The sequence below is a fragment of the Novosphingobium sp. AAP93 genome, assembly GCF_001296055.1.
In the GTDB taxonomy this organism is placed as follows: Bacteria; Pseudomonadota; Alphaproteobacteria; order Sphingomonadales; family Sphingomonadaceae; genus Novosphingobium.
In genome coordinates, this window is the sequence record NZ_LJHZ01000104.1 from 1 (window position 1) to 26680 (window position 26680).

Annotated in this window: 14 protein-coding genes; 9 read left to right on the forward strand and 5 right to left on the reverse strand. The window is 65.3% G+C overall.

Translation table 11 applies throughout. The features are described 5' to 3' along the window. The 3 genes from IP83_RS20705 to mobF form a co-directional block, all read left to right on the forward strand. The coding region (locus tag IP83_RS20705) for a hypothetical protein (protein WP_054123214.1) at nt 1-283 on the forward strand (283 nt) is incomplete at its 5' end. Beyond that, complete coding sequence (locus IP83_RS15910) at nt 273-2642, forward strand: type IV secretion system DNA-binding domain-containing protein (protein WP_054123215.1); 2370 nt, start codon at nt 273-275, stop codon at nt 2640-2642. The genes IP83_RS20705 and IP83_RS15910, both read left to right, overlap by 11 nt. Before the next feature lie 33 nt (nt 2643-2675). Further along, on the forward strand, nt 2676-5621 hold the full coding sequence (gene mobF / locus IP83_RS15915) for a MobF family relaxase (RefSeq protein ID WP_054123216.1): 2946 nt from the start codon (nt 2676-2678) through the stop codon (nt 5619-5621). A 9-nt stretch (nt 5622-5630) separates the two neighbouring features. On the opposite strand, the gene IP83_RS15920 is transcribed toward mobF, so the two are convergent. Next, a complete protein-coding gene (locus tag IP83_RS15920; protein WP_054123217.1) occupies nt 5631-6272 on the reverse strand; it encodes a S24 family peptidase in 642 nt (213 codons plus the stop codon). A 626-nt stretch (nt 6273-6898) separates the two neighbouring features. Between IP83_RS15920 and IP83_RS15925 the strand changes: the two genes are divergently transcribed. The 5 genes from IP83_RS15925 to IP83_RS15945 all read left to right on the forward strand — a co-directional run bounded on the left by IP83_RS15925 (nt 6899) and on the right by IP83_RS15945 (nt 18302). Then, on the forward strand, nt 6899-7990 hold the full coding sequence (locus IP83_RS15925; protein ID WP_054123218.1) for a PIN domain-containing protein: 1092 nt from the start codon (nt 6899-6901) through the stop codon (nt 7988-7990). A 212-nt stretch (nt 7991-8202) separates the two neighbouring features. Further along, nucleotides 8203-11007 (forward strand): hypothetical protein, encoded by a 2805-nt coding sequence (locus IP83_RS15930; RefSeq protein ID WP_054123219.1) that lies wholly within the window; start codon nt 8203-8205, stop codon nt 11005-11007. After that, nucleotides 10997-15649, forward strand: coding sequence for a helicase-related protein (locus tag IP83_RS15935; RefSeq protein ID WP_156309776.1), 4653 nt, complete (start codon nt 10997-10999; stop codon nt 15647-15649). The genes IP83_RS15930 and IP83_RS15935 overlap by 11 nt, the downstream gene beginning before the upstream one ends. A 1-nt stretch (nt 15650) precedes the next feature. Then, nucleotides 15651-17819 carry a hypothetical protein gene (locus IP83_RS15940; RefSeq protein WP_054123221.1) on the forward strand — a complete coding sequence of 723 codons (2169 nt, stop codon included), beginning with the start codon at nt 15651-15653 and terminating at the stop codon, nt 17817-17819. A 90-nt stretch (nt 17820-17909) separates the two neighbouring features. After that, complete coding sequence (locus IP83_RS15945) at nt 17910-18302, forward strand: hypothetical protein (RefSeq protein WP_054123222.1); 393 nt, start codon at nt 17910-17912, stop codon at nt 18300-18302. A 71-nt stretch (nt 18303-18373) separates the two neighbouring features. Here the strand turns inward: IP83_RS15945 and IP83_RS15950 are convergent, their stop codons facing one another. The 4 genes from IP83_RS15950 to IP83_RS15965 all read right to left on the reverse strand — a co-directional run bounded on the left by IP83_RS15950 (nt 18374) and on the right by IP83_RS15965 (nt 23910). Further along, nucleotides 18374-20785 (reverse strand): S8 family peptidase, encoded by a 2412-nt coding sequence (locus tag IP83_RS15950; RefSeq protein WP_231625080.1) that lies wholly within the window; start codon nt 20783-20785, stop codon nt 18374-18376. 56 nt (nt 20786-20841) lie between these two features. After that, nucleotides 20842-21831: an AAA family ATPase gene (locus IP83_RS15955; RefSeq protein WP_054123227.1), complete on the reverse strand. Its 990-nt coding sequence runs from the start codon at nt 21829-21831 to the stop codon at nt 20842-20844. Nucleotides 21832-22009: 178 nt separating this feature from the next. Next, nucleotides 22010-23713 (reverse strand): class I SAM-dependent DNA methyltransferase, encoded by a 1704-nt coding sequence (locus IP83_RS15960; protein ID WP_197274407.1) that lies wholly within the window; start codon nt 23711-23713, stop codon nt 22010-22012. Nucleotides 23714-23715: 2 nt separating this feature from the next. Then, nucleotides 23716-23910, reverse strand: a complete 195-nt coding sequence (locus IP83_RS15965) for a hypothetical protein (protein ID WP_054123225.1) — start codon at nt 23908-23910, stop codon at nt 23716-23718. A gap of 493 nt (nt 23911-24403) precedes the next feature. On the opposite strand from IP83_RS15965, the gene IP83_RS15970 reads away from it, so the two are divergent. Further along, nucleotides 24404-26641, forward strand: coding sequence for an NACHT domain-containing NTPase (locus tag IP83_RS15970; RefSeq protein WP_156309777.1), 2238 nt, complete (start codon nt 24404-24406; stop codon nt 26639-26641). The last annotated feature ends 39 nt before the right edge of the window (nt 26642-26680 follow it).

The following is a 26680-nucleotide window of genomic DNA, read 5'->3' on the forward strand; positions in this document are numbered from 1 at the left end:
TCGTGCCCGCGCAGCAGCTTCTGCCAACGGGCTCGCGCTCAGCGAATGGCTGCGCACAGTCATCGTCCGCGCCTGCGATAACGACCTCTCGGTCGCCAGTGATCGCAGCGTCATGCTCCGGCTATACCGCCAGTCGCTCTTCGCCATGGTTGGGGTTGATGCCCTCCTCGCGGGCCATAGCGATCATGCTTTGCGCGAGCGGGTGCATACCGCTTTCGCTGCCCGCTGCCGCGCCGCCGGTGTCGCTGAAACGACCGACGAGGGAGGCAGCCATGAAGCGTGACCTCGGCAATTTCACTCGCGGCAGCCAGCTCATCGAGCACTTCGGCTTCATGTTCGCAGCGGGCCTCAAAGGCCCGCTGATCATTTCCCTCATCGTTATGTGCTGGATGACCTGGTGGACCGTCTCGGAAGGCATGTCCGACCACGAAGTCTACCTCGCGTGGATGCATGCCTACGGCGTCGGCTACCGCTTCATGGAGTTCGATCCGGCGCACGATGTGACGGTCCGGACAGCGTGGGGAAGGGCCGTGACCTTTCCCATTTCGCTGCTCGATATCTACCCGCCCGTGGTGCGCGCGTGGCATCATCTGCTGAAGCTGGTCGGCATCGCTCTGGCCTGGTCGACCGTGATCCTTGTGCCGGTGTTTGTGGTGTGGGTCTGGTTCGCCTCGCGGTTTGGCGGCAAGGCCAAGGAGCGCCAGCATGAGCGCGGCGCCAAGCTGACCAGTCTCCACGATCTCGAAACCCGGATCCGGAGGCATAACAAGGCGGAGCAACGCAAGGAGTGGAGCGCGAAGCTCGGCAACGAGTGGCGCTTTTGCAGTGCGGCACAACTCGCCCGCGCGTTCCCCTATCGGCCTTCGAGCATTGCCGGGGTAACGTATCCCTGGCGGCTCGAACAGAGCCACGCCATGCTCATCGGCACCACCGGCATGGGCAAGACCGTAGCGCTCTCGGACATGATCGAGGAGGCGCGGGAGCGCGGACATCGCGCGGTGATCTTCGACCTCACCGGACACTTCATCGAGCACTTCTACGATGCCTCGCGCGACGTAATCCTCAATCCGCTCGATGCGCGCTGCCCGCGCTGGAGTGTGTTCGACGAGTGCCGCGACGAGGCCGAGTTCACGGCCGCTGCCGAGGCGCTGGTGCCCCACGATGGGGGCGGCTCGGAACAGTTCTGGGTGCTGGCCGCGCGCCTGCTGTTCGTCGAGATGTGCCTCAAGCTTCGCGCCCGCGGCGCCGACAGCAACGACGCTCTGGCGAGGGAGCTGATGACGGCAGACCTCGCCCAAGTGCACAAGCTCATGCGCGGCACAATCGCCGATCCGCTGACCGCACCCGAGGCCGCGCGCATGGCTGAATCCATCCGCGCGGTGTTCAACGCGAACGCCAAGGCGCTCAAGATGCTCCCCCAAAAGGGAAAGCCTTTCTCGATGCGTAGATGGATCGAGAGTGCCGATGACGATGGTGGGTTCGTCTTCATCTCGGCCCGCTACGTCGATCTCAGCGTGTGCTCGCAGCTCCTCACCGTCTGGCTGGACCTGGCGATGAACACGCTGATGACCCTCGATCGCACCCGCGACCTGCGCATCTGGTTCTTCATCGACGAACTGGGGGCGCTCCACCGCCTCCCTGCGCTCGAGAAGGGCCTCCAGACCGCGCGCAATTTTGGCGGCGCGATCGTCACCGGCATCCACGCCTATGCGAAGCTCAAGGAAGTCTACGGCGACAACATGGCAATGACCTTGTCCTCGCTTGCCCGAACCAAACTCGTTCTCGGGACCGGCGATGCCGACACCGCCACATGGTGCTCCGACTTCATCGGCCAGAGAGAGGTGCGGGACATGGACGAGGGCTACACCTACGGTTTCAACAATGCTCGTGATGCCGTCAGCCTGACCACGCGGCGGCATATCCAGCGGCTGCTCCTTCCCGACGACATCAAGGACCTGCCTCGCCTTGTCGGGTACCTCAAGTTTCCAGATGGCTTTCCCGCAGCGGAGGTCAAACTCACGCCGGTCGACCGTCCTATGCGTTCGAAAGCGTTCATTCGTAGGGCGGCCGATCCCTTCCCAACTCGGCCGATTGCGCGAGAATTGGCGGATGGCAGCACCGGCGAGGACTGGACGGCATCATCGGCTCAGGAGCACCCGTCATCCAATGATGATGGTGCGGGCAGAAGGCTCGATCCGCGCCAGGGCGTGCTGCCGCTTGTTCCCCACGAGCCCAAGACCGGTGAGGGTGAGGAGCGCGTCCAGCATCGCGGCAGTCTGACGGATCTGGCCGCTGATATCGGTCTGGCGAAGGGGACTGCTACCCGCCCAGCTGTGCCGCGCGAGGGTCAATCGGCAGACGAGATGGCGGGCGTTCAAGGTGCGGGGTCTGTGCCGACCCGTGGTACCAGCCCGGAAGCTGCAAAGACCAGTGGCGACGGTGAAGTGCCGGACATGTCGGCGCCAATCTATGGCAGGTCGTCGGCATCTGACACCACTCCGGCGCAATCAGATAAGCCCCTTTCAGAAGCACCCCTGGCGCTGACCGACCCCCGCCGGATGGCACTCGAAGGGGACGCATCTGAGGTGCGTCATACACCTCGCGAGGCTCGCGATGTCGGAGAGTTCGACATCGAGATCTGAAGCGTCAGCTTCCTCTGATCGAGGTCCATGCACATGCTGTCCGTTGCCAATGTCCGCACCGCCGGCGGGGCCGCCCGCTACTTCGCCGCCGACAACTACTACACCCGCGCTGATGCCGATCGTTCGGGCGAATGGTTCGGTAAGGGCGCGGACAAGCTGGGGCTGTCGGGTGAAGTCGATGCCAAAACCTTCGAGGCCATTCTCAAGGGGTTTCTGCCCGATGGAACCCGCCTTGGCACCGACAAGCGCGAGCATCGGGCAGGGACCGACCTAACCTTCTCGATGCCCAAGAGCTGGTCGCTGCTCGCCCTCGTGGGCGGCGACCGGCGCATCCTTGAGGCCTATACCGAGGCGGTCAAAGAGACGCTCGCGTGGGCTGAACGCAACCTTGCCGAGACCCGGATCGAGGTGAGGGGCAAGGACAAGGCCGTCGCCACCGGCAACCTCACCGTCGCGCTCTTCATGCACGATACCAACCGCAATCAGGAACCTAATGCCCACATTCACGCGGTGGTCGCCAATGCGACGCAGGGTCCGGACGGCAAATGGCGCGCCCTGCGCAATGACAAGCTGTGGGAGCACAATACCCTGCTCAACGCCATGACGATGGCCCGCTTCCGCATCTCGGTCGAGCGCCTCGGCTATGAGGTTGGCGAGATCGGCAAGCACGGCAACTTCGAAGCGGTCGGTGTCCGGAAATCCGTACGCGATGCCTTCAGCTCGCGCCGCGCAGAAATCCTCGGCCAACTGGAGGGGATGGCCTCGCGCAGCCTCGCCGCGCGCAGCGCCGCGAACCTCATGACCCGCTCGGAAAAGAGTACGGTGGAGGACCGTTCCGCGCTGGTGAGCGCTTGGAAGGAAAAGGCCAGATCCATCGGCTTCGATCCTACTGCGGTCATGGCGAGAGCGAATGCGCGCGCGGCCCAGGGCCTTGGCGAAGTCGGCAAGCTGACCTCGATCGTGCGCGGGACCGTTACCAGAGCGCAGGACCTTGCGGCCGCGCTCGCCGAGCGCTTTGGGCTCAGGGAAGGCGATCCGCTGATGCCTCAGGATCTTGCCAAGCGGTCGCCCGAACAGGTCGCGGCAGCCCACGCTGTGGCATCTGCGGTGCGGCATCTCGCCGAGCGCGAAGCGGCGTTCTCGAAAGTCGATCTCTACCGCGCAGCGCTGGGTTTTGGCCTTCCCGCAGCCTTGCCGGCGATCGAGCAGCGGGTGCAGCAGCTGGTCCGGCAGGGCGCGCTGCAGCGGGGTGCCGGGGTCAGCCAGGTCATGCTGACCACGAAAGACGCGGTCGCATCCGAGCAGCGCATCGTGGCCGCCGTGGAGGAGGGCAGGGGGAAGGCATCGCCGATCATCAACGCCGATGCGGCCGGTGCGCGGCTGCAGAGCCTCTCGCAGATGCGGTATGGCATCAAGCTCAATGCCGGGCAGGAGGCTGCCGGACGTCTGCTGCTGGGTTCGACCAACCGGATTGTTGCGATTCAGGGCGTCGCCGGCGCCGGCAAGAGTACGGTGCTCAAGCCTGTGGCCGACATCCTTCGCGAGGAGGGCAGGGTGGTGCTGGGCCTCGCCGTGCAGAACACTCTGGTGCAGATGCTCGAGCGCGACACCGGTATCCCGTCGATGACCGTCGCGCGCTTTCTGCGGCGCCATCAGGACCTGCTCGAGGGCGGCGATGCGGCCCGGCTTACCGAGGCGCGGGCGGAGATGAAAGGCGCCGTGATTCTGCTCGACGAGGCTTCGATGGTCGGCAATGCCGACAAGGAAAAACTGGTCCTTCTCGCCAATCTTCTCGGTGTCGACCGGTTCGCCAGCATCGGCGACCGCAAGCAACTGGGTGCAGTCGACGCGGGCAAGCCCTTCGATGTCATGCAGCGCTCCGGCATCGAAACCGCGACGATGAACAGGAACATCCGCGCCCGCACCAAAGCCCTGCGCGCTGCGCAGCAGGCGGCTCAGGGCGGGCGGATTGATGACGCGCTGCGACACCTCGGCAAGAGCGTTATCGAGGTCGGCGAAGGGGCAGCGATCGAGGCGGCGGCGGCGTGGCTCTCGCTTGCGCCTGTCGAGCGCGACCGAACTGCGATCTATGCCTCTGGCCGTGCTCTGCGCAGCGAGGTCAATGCCGCTGTCCAGACCGGGCTCAAGGCCAATGGCGAACTGGGTCAGACGGCACTGAGGCTGGACGTGCTCTCACGCGTAAACACGACGCGCGAGGAGCTGCGCTATGCATCCAGCTATCGCCCGGGGATGGTCGCCGTATTCGACCGCGACAATCGGGCGCAAAAGCTAGGGAAGGGGACATACACGGTCATCGAGAGTGACCGGCAGCGGGGGTCGGTGACCTTGGAGGGTGAAGGCGGGAAGCGCACAGTGCTGAAGGTCGATCGCCTTCGTCCCAATGGTGACTACGATCCGCTACGGCTGTTCGAAGTCAAGCGCCTGGACCTCCATGCAGGAGACCGCATTCGCTGGACCGAGACCGACCACAGACGGGGGCTCATCAATGCCGACCAGGCGCGTATCACCGGGATCAGCCGGGATACGGTATCGCTGGTGACCTCGACGGGCATTGCGCATGATCTGCCGGCCAGCGATCCGATGCTGAAGCGGCTCGATCTCGCTTATGCGCTCAACGCCCATATGGCGCAGGGGCTCACGTCAGACCGCGGCATCGCGGTGATGGACAGCCGCGAACGCAATCTCTCGAACCAGCAAACTTTCCTCGTGACCGTCACCCGCCTGCGCGATGGGCTAACCCTCTTCGTCAACGATGCCTCGCGGCTTGGCGCGGCCATCGCTCGCAACACGGGCATGAAGCGTTCTGCCCTCGAAACCGTGGGCCTGCTGCGCGAGGCAGCCGCTTCCGGTCTTGCGAGAGGGAATTCCGAGGCAGCGCTGCAGAGCGAGCCTCCCGTGCTTAAGGAACCACCTGAGCGGGAGAAAGCGATGGTCAAGCCGTTCGAGATGGGGATCTGAGGCGGCGTCTCAGATCTTGCGGCCGAACCAGAGCACACGGCCAACGATGTTCACCGAGCGGCGGTCCAGCCCCTGCCAGCTGGGATAGGCCGCATTGTCGCTGACCACGGAGATTTTGCGGCCCTGTGGCTCGATCGCCACCCGCTTGACATTGAGCGCGCCGTCCATGCGCAGTACGTAGATCCCGTCGCGAAGCTTGGACTGCTCGTCCGCAACGTCGACAAGGACCTCGTCGCCGTCGTACAGCGTCGGTTCCATCGAGTCTCCGACCACCTTGATGATCGAGAGGCTAGTAGCCTTCGCCTGCGTCAGCTTGCGCAGCCACTTTTCGTCAAACCCGAACTGGCCGGCCTGGCTCTCCGCGCCGGCCAACGCACCGTGGCCCGCAGATGCTTCGACATCGAGCACCGGGATCTGGACGAGCTGGATGACCGGAGTATGCCGCGCAACCGGGCCGCCCAGGACAGCCTCGTCCACGCCGAAGAACTGCGCCAGGATCTGGCGGTCCTGCTCGTCCAGATGGCGCGGGCTGCCCTTGCGCAGATACTGCTGGATGTAGGAAACGTTGCGGCCAAGCAGGCGGGAGACAGCCGAGTAGTTGACGCCGCGCTGGCGGATCAGCTCGTCAAGCGTCGTGCGGGGATCTTCCATCGTCTCTCTTCCTGCGATTCTAGGATATGATCCTAGCGCTAGGAAACATCCTTAACAAGAACAAAAAGTGAACTTAGGGCGCCGCCGGTGTAAGGAGCTGTTCGGCTTTTGGGGGTTTGACGCCTGCTCATGGGACAAACATGCAGTTCAGGCGTGGTCGGTTCAGCGGCAGGTTCATCGCCAGAACGCGACCTATAGTGAACACTCCACAGGGCAGGAATTACGCCCGAAACTGGGCCCACAGCTGACTGGCTGAGCTTCGGCGCTGGACAAACAAAGCTGCCCTTCCTTAAGCGTACAATGTTGTCGGCGAGGAACCAACAGCCGCTATCACTATGTAGCGCTAAGCGATAACTTTCGGTCCGCGGCGGCACGCCTTCGGAGCGCTAGCCGCCTCATTTTCACGACAAGGGCCGTCTAAACACGCTTGACCTTGTCAGATTGATGGCCGTTGCGAGGACGGGACCATTCCTAGTAAGAAGAGTTGCGTTTCAACAACGCGGGGCCGTTGGTATGCTATTAGACTGTGAAAATTTGTTCTCTCTAGAAAGAGTGGCCATAGGGTGATTGACCGTTTCTTCAGGGAACCTCTCGCATGTCCCGGTTAGCGACAAGGGCGCGGCATTATGAACAAGCAAGTTCGGCCCAAGCCGTTAGAAACAAGGCACGTCTTTCTCGACACCCAGGTCTATCGCCGGCTTCATCACAATGTCTCGAACCCCGCGCTCTCGACGCTGGCGCGTCATATCGCGGACCGCGCCGTCGTTCTCCATATCACCGACATCACCTTGCTCGAGATCCGGCGCCAGATCGCTGAAGACGTCGCAGCGAAGGCACGTGACCTGGCGACCATCGAAAAATCCTTTCGGCGGTGGCGTCATACCAGCAAGGGCTTGCCAGAGCCGGCATCGATCGACCCGGCGGTAATCGCTGCCGACCTGTTCCGCCAACTCGCAAAAACAATCGTCGAGGATTGGGCGGCGATCGTGCACCGCGCGCAGGAGCTGCCGGCGTCGATGATCTTCGCCGACTATTTCGCGCGAAGCCCGCCCTTCGATCAGGATGGCAGCAAGGAGTTTCCCGACGCCTTCATGGTGAAAGCGCTCGAGCAATGGTGCTCCAGCAACGGCGCGCTGCTGCATGTGGTTACACAGGACGCCGCCATGTCGCGCGCCGCCGATAGCTCGGCGCCCCTGCGCCATATCGCGACGCTTGAGGAGCTGCTCAGCCGCGCCTCGGTCCAGCCCGACGTCGACCTCGAGGCCGTGGCCGATGCCGTCGTCGCCGCGCCGGGGTTCGACGGCGCGCTCGAAATGCTGGTCGAGGACATCGGCGACGAGCTCATATTCGACTATCGCGGCGACCTGCCAGAGGCCGAGATCGTCGACCAGTCCACCGGGGCCATCGAGGCCGTCACCGACTATTCGATCGCCTGGGTCGGCACCAAGAGCGTCTGCATGATCCTGACGGTCGTCACCGAGATTCTGGTCGATGTGCAATATGAGGACCGGTCGCTCGCGATGTACGACCGCGAGGACGATCGCTGGTTCGGTGGGGAGACCGCGAGCACCGAGCTCTCGACGAAGGTGCCGCTCGAACTGTTCGTCGAAGTCGAGCTCGACAGTTTCCGCGTCATCAGCTCGGAGCTGCTGCGGACCGACTATGTCATCGCGGAAGGCTATGGTTGGCCCGAACATGACAACGGTGTGACGCGTTGAGTGAGCGGCGAAGCGCTGTCGCTGCTCTCATCCCGTGACATTGTCGTTTCCAAATGCGACGTTGCGGAACATCGTTCGGAGCGCATCTCCATGATTGGGGTTTCCTTCAAAAGGGACGCAATTCGGCGATCGGCATGGAACGCGGAGACGTATCCACGTACCATCGGAACATCGCGGCAATATGGATGATTCGGTAGGAAGACAGTCGGCGCGTGGGCAAATGGGGGGAGGACCGGTTCAAGAAGCTTCAGGAGGCGCGCGCCACTGCCGGCGCGAAACGCCTGGCGCTCGCCGCGCAGCTGAAGGACGCCGCCGCCCGCCAGGCTGAGCATCATGCGGCCGAGGAAGCCAAGGCCAGGCGTTTCGCCGATATCGACATCGACGCCGCACTCTCTTTCATCGCGGCGGTGCCGCTCCAGCGCTTCGATCTCGCATTTGAAGGCACCGGCACGCTCAACCGACCGACCTTGGACCTGCTGCGCCACTTCCTAGCCGCCCTGGTCGAGCAGAAGTCGGCTGCCGTCCTACAATGGCCCACCGCCCAACGTGACGCCGCGATCCTTCATCCACTCGCGATGCTCGCCATGCTCGGCAGTCGCGCCGCGACCGTCACTGGCCAGCATCGCTGGTGCCCTGCCGTCCATGACATGCGCACGCTCTATTTCCCCTGGCGTGGCGGCGGCACGGGGTCCGACCAGCGCGGCTGGCTGGTCGACCGCGACAAGATTCTCACCCCCAATGCGCTCCACCGGACGCGCGGGCTCGCAGGGGAGCCTGAGGCGACCACGCCGCTGGGCATGCTGCACGATACGCTGGGCCACCTGACCCGGCTCAAGCTTCGCGACCAGTCCTTGCCCCATCTCGCCCATCCAACGCTTGCCGAGCTTTTCCCCATTTTCTCGGCCGAGGGCGGCCCCGACGCGAGGCCGATGTTCGCTTCCCCGCGCCATGAGCTGTTCGGCCGCGTCCGCCACGGCGCCGCGATCGATAAGCTCACCGACCACCGCGCGACGCTGACCGATCCTCTGCAGGCGCCCTTCGCGCTGTTCGGAATCGACGCGCGCGCCGATCTGCGTACCGCGTTAAGCGCGCCGGCCCTGACCGTCGGCAGGGGCGGCAGGCCGCCCGATCTCTGCCTGATCGACCTGAACCCGCCCGGCCTCAATCGGCTCGGGCCGGGCTGGGAAGAGATCGTCGGGCGGTTCCTCGAGGCGCTGCTCGCGCACTGTCCGGCGCTGCCGGTCCTGGCGGTCACCCATGACGGCTATGTCCAGCGGCGGCTCGCGCATCTGTTACGGCAATCGAAGGCGGCAAAAATAGCGCGGCGCACGGCCCTCGACATGCCGATCATCCTTCGCCGCAGCAGCGACATCGTCAGCGCCGATCCCGAGATCGGCGTGGTCAGTCCAATCACCGCGACTTTCCAGTCCACCGCCGGTGCAAGCGTCAACGCGCTCAGCGCACTGGCGGAAGCCGCCCGCGCGATACCCGATGCGGTCACCGCGGCCGCCATCCGCCGCAGCTCGGCCAATCTGCGCCGCGCCTCGGCACTCCCCTGCGGCCTGCGTGCCGCCTATGACGGCCTGTGCGCGCTCGAAGGCCAGGCCGCCGCGGAGGCGTTTCTCGAGGAACGGTCGGAGGCGAACGTCCTCGGTCCCGTGCAGGCGGCGCTGGTGACCGGGATCACCGGCTCGGCGCGCAGCAAGCTCATGGCGGCCGAGGCGGCGATCGCCAAAGCCTATGAGCAGCTCGACCATGATACGCCGATCGGCTCGGCGGTAGCCCAGCTCGGCGCCGACTATGCGCGCAAGTCCGATTTTTCGATCCTCGTCTTCGCCAACCCTACCGACCTGCGGCTCGCCGAGCGCCGCTTCGCCGAGGATGCGGAGGTCAACGAGACGCTACGAAACCGCATCGCGCGCGGTCTCCTCAAGATCTGCCATGCCGGTGAGCTCGAGAACCTTCTGGCCCAGCTCGAAGCCGGCGGCAACCGTAACAGCTGGAAGCGGATCGCCCTCATCGCGCCGCCGATCGCCTTCCTCGACAGGCTGCTCGTGCGGTCCTGGCTGCCGTCACAGCTGCTCATCATCTGCGACCGAGCGTTCACCGGCCGGGTGGCCGGCACCTATGGGTCCTTGGCGCTCCACGCCGAGTTCGCTGGTTCGGGCCGCATTGGCGCCCGTATGACCGTGCTGGCTGACGCGGCGAAGAAGGAAGCCCAAGCCCGGGCGGTCGGCCCGATCAATCTCGTTCTCGAGGAACGCCCCGCCCTCGACGTCCCTGATACGGTGATCGACCTGGTCGACACCGATGGTCCGGTCGCCGATGCCCTGCTGATCGAGCTCGAGAGCGGGCGGACGCTCAGGACACGTCCGGCAAGTGCCATGATCCGGCACAATCGCGATGCTGCGATCAATCCGTTCGACCGCGCCATCGCTCGCGAGCTGGCAGCGGGCGATGCGATCGTCGTGCCCGACCGGGCGTTCGTCGATGCCGCACGCCGGCTGCTGCCGGTCGAACTGCTCGCGCGGAACTGGGTCAAGCTCTACCATGACGCGATCATCGCGATGCTGCCCGCGGTGAGCGGCGCGACCCTTGCCGCAAAGGCGCGCACCGTCCACGCCCAGCTCCAGAAGCGCCAAATCCGCGCGACCAGCGTCGCCGCCGTCCAGGAGTGGCTGAACGCCGAGAGCTATCGCACGCAGCCGGCCGAACAGATGCGGCCGCACGCACCGCAATATCGCGGCGACTTCGACGCGCTGCTCGCGGTGCTTAACATCCCGGCCGGTCTCGCCGACAAGATGTGGGACGAAGGCATCGAGCAGCTGCGCAGCGACCGCCGCCGCGCTGGCGCGCGAATGGCGCAGGCGTTCATTTCGGTGCTGGTCGACCCGCATGGTGTCGGCGGTGAGCTCAGCCCCGATGTGCGTGCGCGCATCGCGGCCTTGCGCACCAGCGCCCTCGACCATCTCGATGTGGTGCGACGGATTGACCAGGAGAATGCCCGTGACGGATAGCAACCGCGCCGGACCGCCGCCGCTCGTCTATCAGGATCTCGGCGCCGCCGAGGCCGCCAGCGTCGCGCGAAACGGCGCCGACTTCACCGAGGCCAAGGAGGCCTTGGTCGACGGCCTGATCGGCCTGACGCTCGCGCACTGCACCGGGGCGGGCGAGGTGGGCGCAGTATTATACGGCGCGAAGCCCTCCTCGCAGCTGGTCAGCGGCTTTCTGTTGCCGCGCTTCGACCCGATGGGCGTTGACGACACCAGCGACATGCATATCGCGACAATGGGCATCGATGCGCAGATCGCGGCCGACGCCGAGGGCGAGGTCCTCGTGCGCGCGGATATGGCGATCTATGTCCGCGAATTGCCGAGCTGGGACGAGATCACTGACCCGCGCCACGAGATGATGCCGCAGGTGCAGCTGTCGCGCGCGACCCGGCAGGCGGTCGAGGCGCTCGCCTGCACATTCATCGCGGACGACATGGCCAATCTTCCCCCGCTCGTCGACGAGGAGCTCGACGAAAACGGCGGCGACAGCGCCGCGAGCGCCGATGCCGCGCGCGAGGCCGCCGACATCGCCGCCGACGCCGCCGCCAGCGGCGACGAGGACGCTCGGGGCAACGCGCAGGCCGCTTCCCAGAACGCCGATCGCGCCGAGCGCGCGGCCGCGGCCCGCGCCGACCAGGTAACCCGCCGGCGCGCCGCGCGGCGTGCGCGCGCCGATGCCATCGCCGGCATCCGCCGCGCCGCGTTCGACCGCGCCTTTCGTCAGCTCGGCATCGCCATCCAGCCCGACAATGGGCCGCAGCGCCCGGTCACCGCCGACGATCTCGAGGACCCAGCGAATAGCGACACTTCCGACCATGCCGGCATCGACGATGAGGCTGATGCGGCCGATGCTACGAACGACCTGGACACCGATCCCGACGCCGAGCCACCGCCCGCTGCTGGCGCGATCGGGCCGCTGCGCGCTGACTGCGGTCGCCTTGCCGACCAGCATGCGGCGCCGCAGCCCATTCCTCAGAAATGGCGCCGCTTCACACTGACACTGCCCGAGGTCCATCTCGACCTCAACGATCCGGTGCAGCGGAACCGCGCGGCCAGCGGCTTCGGCGCCGAGGTCGCCGCCGAAATCGACCGAGTCCTGGGGGCCTGGCTGGGGTCGCCGGAAGGCCAGCGCGACGCGTATCGTAGCAATGAGACCATCCTGCCGAGCCAGTTTGCCGATCGCGCCGCCTGGAATAACTATCTCGATGCGCTGCGCCAGCGCCGGCCCGCCATCGTCGACGACATCCGGCCGACGCTCGGCAACGTGAGCCTGGTTGCTGACATCGACCCCGATTTCGTTGATCCCTCGCGCCGGAATATCCGGCTTGCGATCGAGAATGGCGCCGACCAGCCGACGCGCGCCACCAACGCCTGGTTCGAGCACGCGATCTTCCAGGTCGCGCTCACCGCGACGCTGCCCGAAGCCGCCCATAGGCCCTTGCGCCTCGACCGGGTGCAGCCGAGTTATCGCTTTCGCGATTGGCTCGAATATCCGGCGATGGGCCTCAATTGCGGGGTCGAGCAGGTCGCCGCCGCGCCCGGTTCCGTGACGCTGCGCACAAGCTGGGCGCCGCGCTACACCCAGCCGCGGATCGATCCCCGCGACATCCCGGGCGTGCCGGTCCGTTACGACGTGCTCGCCAGCGAAGCGACCCCGCTCGAAGACCTGCTCGCGCTGCCCGATGCTTATGATCGCTGGATCACCGAACAGCATGGTGTCGATGCGGGCGCCGGGCTGCCCGCCGACCTCGCCGACCAGGAACGTGCCGCACATGCCACCGACATCGCCGCTTATGCGCGCGAAAGCCGCTATATCCGCGACGGCATCTCGCTGCTGATCAGCGCCCGCGCGGCGCATGTCGCTGCGGCGACCGCGACGAGCGCGGACCGCGACCGGTGGGTCCGTGAGGCAGCGCCCTACCGCGCCTGGCTCCACACCAACGAAAGCTTCCGACGCTATGGCGGCCAGCGGTTCACGGGATGGCGGCTGTTCCAGCTCGCCTTTATTCTCGCGCACGTGCCGACCCTCGTGTCGCGCATGCCGGAATATGCTGATCGCTTCGATCCGTTTCGCGACGAATTGTCGGCAAGCCTGCTCTACTTCCCGACCGGCGGCGGCAAGTCCGAGGCCTTTTTCGGCTTGCTGATCTACAATCTCTTCCTCGATCGGCTGCGCGGCAAGGATCGCGGCGTCACCGCCCTAGTCCGCTATCCGCTACGCCTGCTGACACTGCAGCAGGCCCGCAGGCTGATGCGCATCATTGTCCAGGCCGAGCTCGTCCGGCACGCTGTCGGTGCCGGGACCTGGCCGTTCGAGATCGGCTTCTGGGTGGGATCGGGCAATACGCCCAACCGGGTCGCGCAAGGCTTTGGCGGCGTGCCGATGGTCACTGCGGCCGCGCATGCGAATGACCATATTCTGCTTAACCCGCCCGAAGGGGCCAGCGCTGCGGCAGCCGACGCCCGTCGGCGATCGAGCCGCTATCTCGAGGCGCTCCTGTCCTATGACAAGCTGCGCGCCTGCCCAGCGTGCGGCGCCGAAACCGGCATGCGCAAATATCGCGATCAGGCGGGCCGGATCGGGATCGTCTGCTTCAACGACGTCGATTGCGCCTGGAACCAGGCCTTCCCGGCCAGTCCTGTGCGCGTCCCGCTGCCCTTCCTCCTGACCGACGACACTATCTACCAGCGCGCGCCGTCGGTCGTGCTCGGCACGATCGACAAGCTCGCGCTGATCGGTCAGCACGATCGCACCATCAATGCGCTGGCCGGCATGTTCGGCGCGGCGCGCTATGTCGATCCGCATAACGGGCATCTTGCCATGCCGCGCAGCGCCACCCAACTCCACGCCGCCGAGGACGAGGGGCTGACCCGGTTGCGCCCTGCCTTCCTCAATGGCCAAGCGCTGTTCCAAGATCCTTTTCCGAGCCTCGTCATCCAGGATGAAGGCCATTTGCTCGACGAGAGTCTCGGGACTTTCTCCGGCCTGTTCGAGACCCTGTTCGAGCGAATCCTGCTCCGACTGGGCGATGGGCTGCTGCGCGAGCAGGTCGCGACCTGGCGGTCCGACGGCGGGCCGCCGCGCCCCCGCCTCGGCAAGGTGATCGCCGCGACCGCGACGATCTCGGACCCCGACCGGCAGCTGCGCGTGCTCTATCAGCGCGAGCCACTGCGCTTCCCCTGTCCGGGGCCGAGCCTCTACGACTCCTTCTATTCGGCGCCGCGCGCGCCGCGTCGCGCCGAGCGCCAAACCTTCATGGCGACGCTGCCTGAGCGCCTGCAAGCCGAGCAGGCCGCGCCGCGTATGCGCACCTATGTCTCGATAATGACCAATGGCCGGTCGCATACAATGACGACCTCGGCCGTCGTCTCGGCCTATCATCTCGCCTTCACCCGATTGTGGGACCAGCTCGAACGCGACGAGACCCCGGCGATGATCGCCGCGCTCGCGGGTGCGCTCCCTGCCGGCGATCCCTTAACCCCGCTGCGAGCCCGGGCGCTCGGCGAACTCGTCGACCAGCGCGACCTGCTCGCCAGCCTGCTCGATCTTCACCGGATTTCGCTGACCTATGTCACCAACAAGAAGGGCGGCGACCAGGTCATCGAGACGCTCTACGCTCAGGTTGAGCGCGATCAGCGCGGCGCCGGCATCTCCGATCTGCCGTTCACCAACGAGCTGATCTCAGGCGGGGTGACGATCTCCGAAATTCAGGATGTCATGCAGCGGGCCGAAGGTGTCGGCGCCACCGGCGCAGCCTTCCCGCCACTCGGCGAGGCGCTGCGCAACATCGTCGCCACCTCTGCGATCAGCCACGGCGTCGATGTCGACAAGTTCAACGCGATGTTCTTTGCCGGCCTGCCCACCGACATTGCCGAATATATCCAAGCCTCGAGCCGCGTCGGCCGCACCCATGTCGGGTTCAGCTGGCTGGTGCCGACCCCGCACAGTCGGCGCGACCGCTATGTCGTCGAGACCCATGACCAGTTCCATCGCTTCCTCGAGCGGATGATCCCGCCGCCCGCGGTTCAGCGCTGGGCCGACCGGGCGCTCCGCCGGATGATGCCCAGTATCGTCCAGGCCTATCTCTGCGCGGTCGTCGAGCAGGAGCTGTTCCGGGCCGCGCCCGACGCCGGCAAGCCCTCGGCGCGGACCTTCACCACCGCGGCCTCGATCCTGACCTGGACCAACCAGCGCGGGCGCGCCAAGGCAATCGAGACCGTGCGAGATTTCGCGCTCGACGCGATCGGGCTCGACGGCCGCGGCCCCGGCGCCATCGGCGCTGCCCCGCATGAGGACTATTACCGCGACTTCGTCGAGCGCGAGGTGCGCTCGATTCTCGACGTGTTCACCGAACGGTCGGATTCCAGCCCGCTTGCCAGCTTCTGGCAGCGCCGCGAATCGACAAATTTCCGCCGGCCGATGACTTCGCTGCGCGACGTCGACGCCGGCGGCATCATCGTGGCCGCCGGGCGCGATCCGCAGCGCGGCGGCCGGCGCGTCCACCCCGAGACCGTCCGTCAAGTGATGCGCATCATCCGCGGCCAGCGGCTCGCAACCCGCAGCGATGTCGACGCCGAACCGGCGCCGGTCGACCAGGAGGATTGAGATGAGCGACACCCGATCGGGCGTCTCCGGACGCGCGGCGCCGATGCCGCCCAGCATGAACCGCTCGCAGCCGCAGTTGGCAACAGCCTATGCGCCCGGCGCCATGTTCACCTGGGAAGGCGGCAAAGGCGCCTGCATGGCAGCCCCCGTCGACGGGACGCCGATCGACTTCGGGACACGCTCGGCCCGCCGCGAGCAGATCCTCGATAGCATGAACGAGTTCTGCCAGAGCTGGCTCGCGCGCGGGCTCAATATTCAGCGCGCCGAGCCGGTCCATGAACGCCAGCTGCTCGACGACTGCTTCTACAACCCGACGCGCTCGGGCGTCGCCGGGGTCGATATCGCGCTCAGCCGCTTCGAGTTCCTGAAGCCCGACCGCATGGGCTATCTGCCCGGACCGTTGGTCTATCGCTGCGATGCCTGCGAAGTTGTGCGCGAATATATCTCGCCCGCGCATCAGCTCGCCGATCCGCTGCCGACCGCCTGCCGCGCCTTCAACGGCGAGCGCGATTGCAAGTGGCGCCAGCTCGACGTCGTCTATGTCCACTGGTCCGGAGGCCTGGAGGGCCTGTCGCCTTACCGCAACATGCTCGACGGCAATGGCGACCCGCTGCGGATCAAGCGCTGCCAGTGCGGGACCGAGGATTTCCGCCTGATCAAGCAGGGCCAGCATTTTAATCGCTGGCGCTTCCAGTGCACCGGCTGCAACGCGCCGCGCGAAGTCTTCCAGACCGATCCCTTCTCGCTCCAGCTGCTCAAACCGCTGATGGACGCGGGCGAGCCGCACCAATGGTCCGAGCTCAACATGATCCCGATCTCCTATCGGGCATCCCCGGTATTCTATGTCCAGTCCGCCCGCTTCATCGTATACGATACCGATGCCGACATCATCAGCATCCTCGGCCCCAATCGGACCGAGGATCTTGTCGGCCGCGTGGCGGCGATTCACGGCTTCGGCGGCGGCGATCCCAGCCTTGAGCGCATCCGCGAGCAGCTCGCGACCGCCGGCCAGGATGCGATGTTCCCGCTCTATGAGGGCGCGCTGACCAGCGATCCGACGATGGCGCGCAGCATGCTCGACGCCTGGTATTCGATGGGCGCGGTCGTGCGCGATGCCCATGCGACCCCCGCACTGCGTCAGCAGATCGATGATCGCGGCGGCTATGCGCGACGCTACGATCCAATCCGCAGCACGGTCGAGCATGAAGCCCTGAAACGTCGCAAGCTCGATCCGCTCGGCCAGTCCTCGGATCTGAAGGTGTCGCAGGCCGATCTTTGCGCGGAGCATGGCGACCCGACCCGCGAGGCGGGCTATGCAGCGCGCGTGCGAGCCGACCTCGCGCGCGCCGGCATCGCCGACATGCGCCTGATCCGCGATCTCGACATGATCGAATTCTCGTTCGGCTTCACGCGGGTCTCGGCGGTGCCGGTGACTGTTCAGAAGAACCTGCAAATGCCGGTCCGGCTGATGGGCTTCCCCCGCCTTCATGACAATCGTCGTCCTGTCTACGTCATCGAGCAACAGAATGAGGCGCTCTATGTCCGCCTCGACCCGGCCGCCGTAGCCGAGTTCCTGCGCCGCAACGGCGTGATGGCATCGCCGCCACCCGCGCCGCGCACGATCGGCGGCGAGCTGATCGAGAATTACCGTGATTTCGGGCCGTTCCTGCGCGAGTTCGGGGTGCGCGACGATGCGAGCCAGGTGCGCGGACGCGACATCGCCTCGACCGTCTATCTGCTGCTCCACACGCTGTCGCACCATGTCATGCACGGCATCGCGCGCTTCTCGGGGCTTGATCTCGGGTCGATGAGCGAGGCGATCTTCCCGGCCGACCTGGCCTTCCTCGTCCACCGCCGCGGCATGACCGAGGATCTCGGAAACATCTCATCGATGTGGCGCGATCATAATGCCGCCTTCCTCGACTATCTGGTCGCGCGGCGCGAACTGCGATGCGGCTCGGGCACGCTGTGCGACCATCGCGGCGGCGCATGCCCGGCCTGCATAATGGTGCCGGAGACCTCGTGCGTCGCCGGCAACCAGCTACTCTCGCGCGCCGCGCTGGTCGGCGGCCAGGCGCCGCTCTGGGATGCTGACGCCAGCCTGCTCGAGGGCTATTTCGCGATCGTGCGCGACCTCGCGCTCGCCGCCACAGCCGACCCAGATGGCTGAAGACCTTTCGCCGACTTTACGCGTTGACGATTTGGTCCGCTCCGGTCGGACCAATTGCGCCTTTGCCGAAATATCAAGGAGAGCCCGCGCGTGCCCGACCGAGACGCCATTGAACAAGTCATTGTCGCGCTGGTCGAGACGGGATCTCCCGACTATTCGAGGCGGGCGGGGGCGACGCTCGACCAGATGTCCAGCTTCGCCAAGGCGGGTGATCTCGAAAGCGTGAGCCTGGCCTTTCTGGCCTATGCCAAGCTCGTGCCCGGCGACGCGCAGCGGGTGCGCGAGGCAGTGCCGGTGAAGATCGAGAACCAATATTGGTATCTCCATCAGAAGCTCGCGGCCACGGCGATCCAAGCCTGGCAAGCCGCCAACCCGGATTGGCGCGATGCGATCATCACCGCTTTGCCGACGCCGGCGCTCTTCGAGCAGACGATCAGGGACATGGCTCGGGCGATCGCTCGCTTGGAGGCCGGCTCGACCTGAAGCGGTAGGACGGCTGACCTGGACGTCCGCCAACGTCGGCTACCCCTTTGCGGGGTGATGGCACGACGGCGTCAGGCCGCGGGGATCTCGACCGCGATCCGGTTTTCGATCGCGGTATAGAGGTCGATCTCGGCCTCCGGCGCCCGGATCGAGACCAGCAGCGCATAGCGCGCGGCGCGGTCCCAGCGCTGCAGACCCGGCTTCTCCTTCCACCAGCCACCGACCGGAAAGATGCCGACGGCGTCGCGCTCGGCGAGCGCCGCCGCGCTGCCGCGCCAGATGTCGGAATGGATCGACCCGCGGTCACGCACGGTGCCGAGCAGCCAATTGTCACCACCCGCGGCCGCGCCGACGTCGCCATCCTCCTCGGCCTGCGCCGCGCGGTTGATACGCTGGCGGAACTGCTGAAGCGTCTCAAGCGAGCGCTTCACCGCGAAGCGGAGCGAATGCGAGGCATAGCGATGACGGCGAGTCCAACCGCGCTCGCCGGGATTGGGCTCAACGAAATAGGACAGGGTGATGCGAAGCTCAACCGTCTGGTCGCCCAGCGCAAGCAGCTCCTCCTGCGGCCAGGGCAGCTGGTGCACATGCATGTCCCGCGTCTTGATCTGCGAATTCTCGCGGCGAAACGGCAGCAGCGCATCCTCAATCATCAAGGTCGCGTCATTGGACGCGCTGCGCAAGGCGCGCCCGATGTCGGGCACGCCCCATCCATAGCGGCGCAGTAGCGCGGCTTTCTGGGCTTGCGATCCCGCTGTGTCGAACCACGCCCGCATCGCCGGCGTCCATTCCGCCGAATGGACCATCAGGCCGCGGATCGTCTCGGCCCACAGCTCGGGGCGGTGCGCCATGATCTGGGCGGAGAAATGCGCGGCGAGCGCCGCAGCGGCGCTGGTATCGCCAAAGCTGTCGAACATGCGCATCGCCGGCCTGTAATGGGTCGTGACGAGTTGCAGGTCGTCAATCGCCTCGGCCGCGTTCACCCCGTCATGGGCGAAGTTGCCGCCTTCGAAGACGACGTCGGGCCGGATCGGCCACTGACGGTCCCAGATCGTCGAAGTGCGGCTTGCCGGCGAGAGGTCGCCCGCAGGCGCGAGCGCAGTCCAGTCGGCAAAGTCGGGATGGGTGATCGTGATCTTGTCGGTATAGGCGCCAACGACCAGCGGATTCCAAGCTTGGCAGGGGTTTTCGGCTTCAGCGAGATCATTGCTGTCGAGATATTCGGCCGGCTCGATCGGGTCGCGGATGTTGCCCGCCGCAAGCACCATCAGCCGCCGCTGGTCGCCGCCGCCATAGCAGAGCTTGTCGACCGCCGCCGACCAGGACGACGGACGCCCACGGCCCAGGCCGACGCTGCTCGTTACCGCCATGCAGAATGCTCGCCGGCGGCCAGGGGCATGTTCTTCGGCCCGGCCGATCCCGACCTCGGTCACCGCGCCATAGAGTTCGGGATCATTCTGGCCATTGGGCGGCAGGACCTTCACCGTCTCCAGCCGATGTCTCAGCGCGATCTGGTCGCCGGTGGAAAGCGCCGCCTCGACATCGCCATAAAGTGCGACGCCCGCCATCATGGTGCCATGCCCGTTCCAATATTGGCTGTCGCCTACACCCCAGTCCGGATCATAGGCGTGCTGGTCGGCCGGGGTCAGCCCCGGCGCGATCAACGGATGGGCCTGCGTCGCGCCACTGTCGAGCAGGCAGATCGCCGGCGCGAGCGGCGAGGCAGGAACGACCCGGCCGACAAGATCGCCGGCCCAGTCCGCCTGTTCGACCGGGCGCATGTCGAGGAAGAGGCTTGGCGTATCCTTGGCGGCGCGCAGTTCGGCGATCGCATCGCTGTTGGAGACGATGCGGGCCATGGAGGCTATGTCCGTCAGTGCCAGAACGACGTCGCGCTCGGGAAAGCTGACCAGATGCGCCTTGAGGGCGACGTTGAGATTCTGGCAAATCGCCCTGAAGTCCGGCAGATGGCCGTCGCGGACCCAGACTTCCCACCAGATCGGCTGGCCGGGGGCGGGATAGAGCTCCGGCTCATCGGTGAAGAGCGACCGGACGGCCGCCAGGCGGACGTCGTCGATGCGCGCGATCAGATTCTGGTTCTTGGGGCGCCCGCCTACCGTATTCTCATCGCGATATTGCTCGACCTTCGTAAGGAAATAGTCGGCCTGCGCTTCGGGAACGAAGACGGTCGCGCGCACCGTCTCGTCGCCCTCAGCAGGTGGCCGGACCGCGACCAGCTCGATCTTCTTCTGGCGATTCTCGAGGCCGTCGAGCGCCGACTGATGCTCGATCGGGATATCGAAATCGAGATAGAAGCCGGGCTCGCCCTCGGCGATCGCGACATCCCTCTGCGCTATCTGCTGTCGGGCCGCCGCCACGGCGACCCCGAGAGCCTGCTCGAGCTGCGCGGCATGGGCGGCACGCACCCTGGGCGGCGGCAGGCCATTGATGACGGTGCGCGGCGAGGTGTAATTCTCCGCCACGCCGATGCCTTGAACATGGAAGTGCGGGCGGTCCCTAGGAGCGATGGCCACGCAATTTACCGCGTGATGGCAGCGTCATGGCGTTCGCGCAGCGCCATCATAAGTGTCTCGCCCAGGACCTTGGACGCCCCGCTCAGGACCGCGACCTTGGCGGTTTCGTCGGCCGCGCGGGCGACCTCGGCATGGCTCAGGCCTTCGGCGGCCTGGCCGACCGCGTCCCAGTCGATGTCGCGCCGCTCGAAGCTCGCCAACCGGTTTTTGATGATCCCGGTGGCGATGTCGGGAGTGGGCAGCGCATAGGTGATCACGTCGTCGAAACGGCGGTACAGCGCCTTGTCGAGCATCTCCGGGTGGTTGGTCGCAGCGACGATGATGCTGGGGCCCGTGTCATTCTCAAGGAACTGGAGAAAGGAGTTCAGCACCCGCCGGATCTCGCCCACGTCGTTCGGCCCTGCGCGCTGCGCGCCGATCGCGTCGAACTCGTCGAAGAAATAGACCCCGCGCTGCATCGCGATCGCGTCGAAGATCAGCCGGAGCCGGGTCGCAGTTTCCCCCATCAGTTTGCCGATCAGGCCGTCATAGAGAACAGTGAAAAGCGGCAGCTTCAGTTCCCCGGCCAAGGCCGCCGCGCTCATCGTCTTACCCGATCCCGGCGGCCCGACAAGGAGCAGCTTGCGCCGGGGCTGGAGGCCCCGGGCGCGCAGCTTTTCCTGCTGACGCTGTTCGGTCAGGACACGGGCCAGCCGGTCCTTTAGTGTATCGGGCAGCACCATGCTGGCGAGGCGTAAATCCGAATAGCGTGCGTCGAGAAGGCTCGACAGCTCGCCCTTGGGCTGCGCGATCGGGACCGGCCCAGCGCCCCGGCGGGCGACCGAGGCCGTCTTGCCCTTGGCGGCGTCGATCAGCTCGCGTAGCTCCTGCGCGAGCTTTCCATGGCCCTGGCGGGCTTCATGCGCGGCCAGCTGCGTGGCGACCGACAGAAAACGCGCGTCGTCGCCGGCAATATGGCTCTGCAGCAAAGCGACAATATGGCGCGCGGTGGTCATCGGCTCCTCGTCCGGCGCCATTTTGAACGCCTGTCTTCTTGTCTAGCGCGGTCACCGATTCTTGTATCGGAAATTCGTCCGCAGCACCTTGTGCGCAGCATTCGCGGCACACCGAGCGCGCCGACGCATGCGACGTTGCGCCCATTTTTCGGACCCAACTCAGTATCTGCAAACTGCGTCATGCCAAAACCGCCGGGGCGGCGAGGATGCCGTCGAGACCATCAAAGCAGGCGACGAGGTCCTCTTCGAAGGCTGGCCCGATCGCGGGCAGGCTGCGGGCCGGCGGCAGTGCGAGCCGCGCCAGCAGCTTCGCCGATACGCTGAAGCTGCCGGCAACCGCCGAGAAGCGTTCACTGACGATCGCGGAGTTGAGCAGCGCCGCCAGCAAGTCGGGGGAGACCAGGGGCTCGGGGATCGTCGGTTCTATCACGATCACGTGGTTTTCCGCGACATAGCCGTGCTCGGCATGCGCGCTCGCAAACGCCTCACTGACAGCGCTGGCGTTGAGCCGCCGCTTTTGATCGCGATTGGCGGTGCGCTGGACGATTACCGACCGGCCGCGGCTCACATAGCCAAGGCTGCCACTCGACGGCGGAAGGTACCAGGAGGAGAGCGCAGTCCGAGTGCCACCCTGGAACTTGAACACGCCATCGGCCCGGACATCGGACGCCCACAGCACCGGCAGCCGGTTCGGCGCCGGCTCGGAAAAGAGCTGCTTGCGCTCGCGCTTCGGCACGACCTTCCCGACGCGCACGCGGTAGCCATAGCTCGCGATCACATCCGCCGGCTTCGAGGTCGTCAGCGCAAAATGGCCCGCTTCCGATTTCGGTCCGCTCGCCACCGGCACCAGCCACGCGTCGCCATCGGGCGGCGTGGTCGCTGTGCCAAGCGCGGTGCGCGCGCCGTCCGCGTCAATCAGACCGAGCTCATAGCGATCGCTGGGGGCGCATCCGGCGCCATGGCGCTGAAGCACCAATAGACAGACATCCTGAATCGCGTCGATGAACAGATGCTCGCGCTGCTGGTGCATGTCGATGCGTACGACATTGGCGCGCGCCAGGATCTCCTCGCGCAGACCCTTGAAATAGGGGCCAGCGATGAAGCTGGTCGGCAGCACGAAGCCGAGGCCGCCACCGGGCTTCAGCCACCCTAGCGCGCGCAGGACGAACAACGCGTACAGGTTTGTATGCCCGCCAAGACCGGCCTTGCCGGCGATCGCGCTGATCGCAGCGGCGCCCCTCGCCCACACCTTGCTGTACGGCGGATTGCCGATAATCAGGTCGAAGCGGCCCTTGACGTTTGCTTCCAGGGCGTTGGCCGTTTCGACGACCTTGTCGGTGGCGACAGCGACCCCGAAATCCTGCTTCAGCGCGTCCCCCAGCAATGTAGCAGAGAGAGAGGCCAGCCCGCCATCGATTTCGATGCCCTTGATCCGCTTAACGACACCGGCGCAGGCGCGCTCTATCTTGGTGCCGGAATCGACGGCGTAGAGGGTCATCGCCCGTGCGGTTGGTACCAGAAATGAGCCTCCCCCACAGGCTGGATCGAGCACGGTCGCACCGGGTCGCTCGAAAAAAGGGCGGACCGCCTCGATCGTGGCGGCAGCCAGCGACGGCGGCGTAAAATAGGCCGACAGCGATTTGCGGCGCGCTGGCCCGATCAGCAGCGCATAAGCACTCGATATCGCATAATCGCGCATGTCATTGCTGAGCAACGCCAACGCGTCGCGTGCCCGACTCTCGGCAACAATCTCCTCATCGCGGGCAAACGCCAAGCAGATCGACAACGGGTCGCCGCGCGTAAGCAATTTTGCACGTTCGGCGCGAAGCGCATTAAGGAACGCCGCTAGAGGAGCTGCCGGCGCGCGTATCGTATCCAACATATTCATGCAGAAATTGCGATCCCCGCGTTCTGAATCCTCGCGCGCTTGTCGTCCGGTAGGTCCGCGATGTGTGCGTTGACGGTATTTGCCTCCACGCGGAAGCCTTCCTCAATATGCCTATAGCCTGGCGTGACCCAGCGCTTGCAGTTGATGCCGATTATTCTTCTCTGCGTGTCGATTTCATCGCGGTCGATCATGTCAGCAGCTTACCTCGAGGCCGACTGAAAGGGTATGGCAACTTTCGGTAGCGCAGCCAGTCAGACTGAGCGACCGAAACTAGGGCACTTTGCTGACTTTCTGCTTTCCTCACCACGATCAACCGCTTTCGGCTAGAAAAGACGTTCATCGAGGCCAATCTAAGCGATCCAGTTTGGTCGGCTGCAGCCGATTACGCATGCCGAAGCCTAGGTGCCAAAAAGCACCCCACTGTCGGTCGTTCGTTTACCTCTAAGAAAAAGCCTAAAGCGGCAACCTTGTTGGAGCTAGCAAGAGGTCGAAAAGCTGGACGTTGCTGACAGTCGGTTCTGCTAACGGTAGCGCGACACACGGGCGATTGAGCCCACGCTCGCCCGCCATCGTCAAATCGGAAGTCCGTCCGGCTTCACTGGTGGTTTTGGCGGCCATACTGCTAATCTAGGGGGCGACAGCTTGGCTTGCCAGCATTTAGCTCGAACTGGCAAGAAGGCTTCGATGACTGGCTCCTTCGCACCTCGAATACTTTCCTTTTTGCACGACCGCGAGCAGGTCAAAATCGCGGCCGACGATGCCTTGACCGACGCCCGTCTTGCGGGCCGTCCATTGATCGTCCTCGGCGAGGCAGGGAGCGGCAAGAGCGAATTGCTGCGACACTGGAGCGACGGCAACGTCGCGACTGCGAGTCAATTGGTGAACGGGTGGCTGCCGGGACCGGGCCGGAACTTCGTTGACGGGCTCGACGAGGCTGCCGGGCTAAAGGATGGCGATGCGCTCGATCGGGTTCTCGGGGCGCTCGGGGCGCAACGAAGCGCTGATTTTGTGCTCGCATGTCGCGTTGCAGATTGGCGAAGCGCCTCGGCAAAGGAGACGATCAAGAATTGGACCGGCTTCGTTCCAGTTGAGCTGAACATCGAGCCGCTTGGACGGGCGGAGATCGTCGCCTTTTTGCGCATACGAGAAGGCTTTGACGCCGCTACCGCCGAGGCCTTTTTCGAGCACTATGGGCAGCGAAACCTAACCGAGTGGCTCGGCAACCCGCAAACTCTAGTAATGCTTGCCGACTTGGCGCGCGAGGGCATTCGCCCGAATACGACCGGCGAGCTGTTCTCGCTCTACGTTGATAGGACGTGGCGAGAGCATCGAAAGCAGGCAAGCCCGCTTGCTCATGCCGCCGAAGACGAAGTGCTCCCTGCACTCGGGGCGTTGTTCGCGGCCCTTATTGTGGGCGGCTACGATGCCCTGACACTTGCGCCCGGAGCGAAACGCCTCGGCAGCGATTTGCCGCTCGGCGAGTGCAGAACGCTGCCTGGAGTAGCGGGCCTTTCCGATGGGACGCTACAGGGCTTTCTCGACAGTCGCCTTGTGATCAGAGCCGGGCAAGATCGCTACACCTATCAGCATCGCAGGATCGGCGAGTACCTCGGTGCGCGATGGCTCGCACGGCACGCGAGAACGCGTGAGCTGCGCCAGCGTCTACTACGGACGCTCCAGCACGGCGATATCGTGCCGAGCGGGGTGCGCGGCCTTTGGGGCTGGCTGGCGACCGATGCACAGCTCGCCGAGGCCGTGATCGGCACCGATCCTCTTGCCGTCATCGACTACGGAAATGCGGACGACCTGTCGCCGAACGCAGCAAGAGGGCTACTGAGGGCGATCGAGGTCGCCGAGGATCGCAACGAGATTTTCGGGTGGCGCGAATATCGTGCCGCCGCGCTCGTGCAGGAGGCGCTCAAGGACGAGGTCGAGCGCGTGCTCTCGGTACCGGGCGATAAGCGGTTCTGGACGCAGCTCATCATCCTGCGCCAGATGCGCGACCGCGAAACCGTTGCGCGCCACGCGGTGACTTTGCGCGCAATCATGCTTGACGAGGCGCGGCCCTATCCCATGCGCGACGCTGCGGCGGACGCACTGGCCGACTTTGGCGACCTCACCGATTGGCCTGCAATCATCGATCAGCTGGCCAACGGGACAAACCGCGACTCGCTGCGGCTCGCGCTCGTGATGATGCTCAACGCAAATGTTGGCCTGACCTTGAGCGACGCCGCATTCGCCGAGACCGTCTACGCCTATTCGGGCCTCACGCCACGCTTCACTAGTTCGCGGGAGGTTGGCACGGTGGCGCACTATCACCGCGGTCAACGGCAAGCGATCAGCGACAATCGGCTTGACGGGCTGCTCAATGCATTCACCGACTATGCAAGCCGGTATCGCAACGATAGCGATTGGAGCGCTGCTTGGGACATCGACCAGCTATTCTACGCACTGCTCGAACGCCGGCTCGCCTTGAGAGATATCGACCCTGAGGCACTGTGGCGCTGGCTAAATGCAAGCGATGATCGCCACAACAGCGGCGCACGAGAAGAACTTGCCCGCATCGATCGATGGCTCGAAGCGAATGAGAAAGTGCGTCGCGCCCTCCAGCGCAAAGTCCTTGAGACTTGTGTTGAGAAGCCGCGCTCGCTCCGGTGGCGTATGGGTGAGGTCGCGCCTGGCCTGCTGCCGACACTCGACGACGTCGTGGCTTTGCTAGAATGGCTGCCTGATGCCGATCCGCGCTGGCAGGAGGTCATCTGGTTCGCGCCAAGACGGGCGGAAGGGCAGGCGGCTCGCGAGGCAGCTGTCCGGCACGTCCACACCGACGAGGATCGGGAAATTCTTCGCGTTCATGCTGATCCGCCGCCACTCGATTGGGAGCGGAAGGAGGCGAAGCGCCAAAATGTTGATTGCCACTGAGAAGTGACCCGGGAGGGGCCGTAATTTCCACTGAGATTT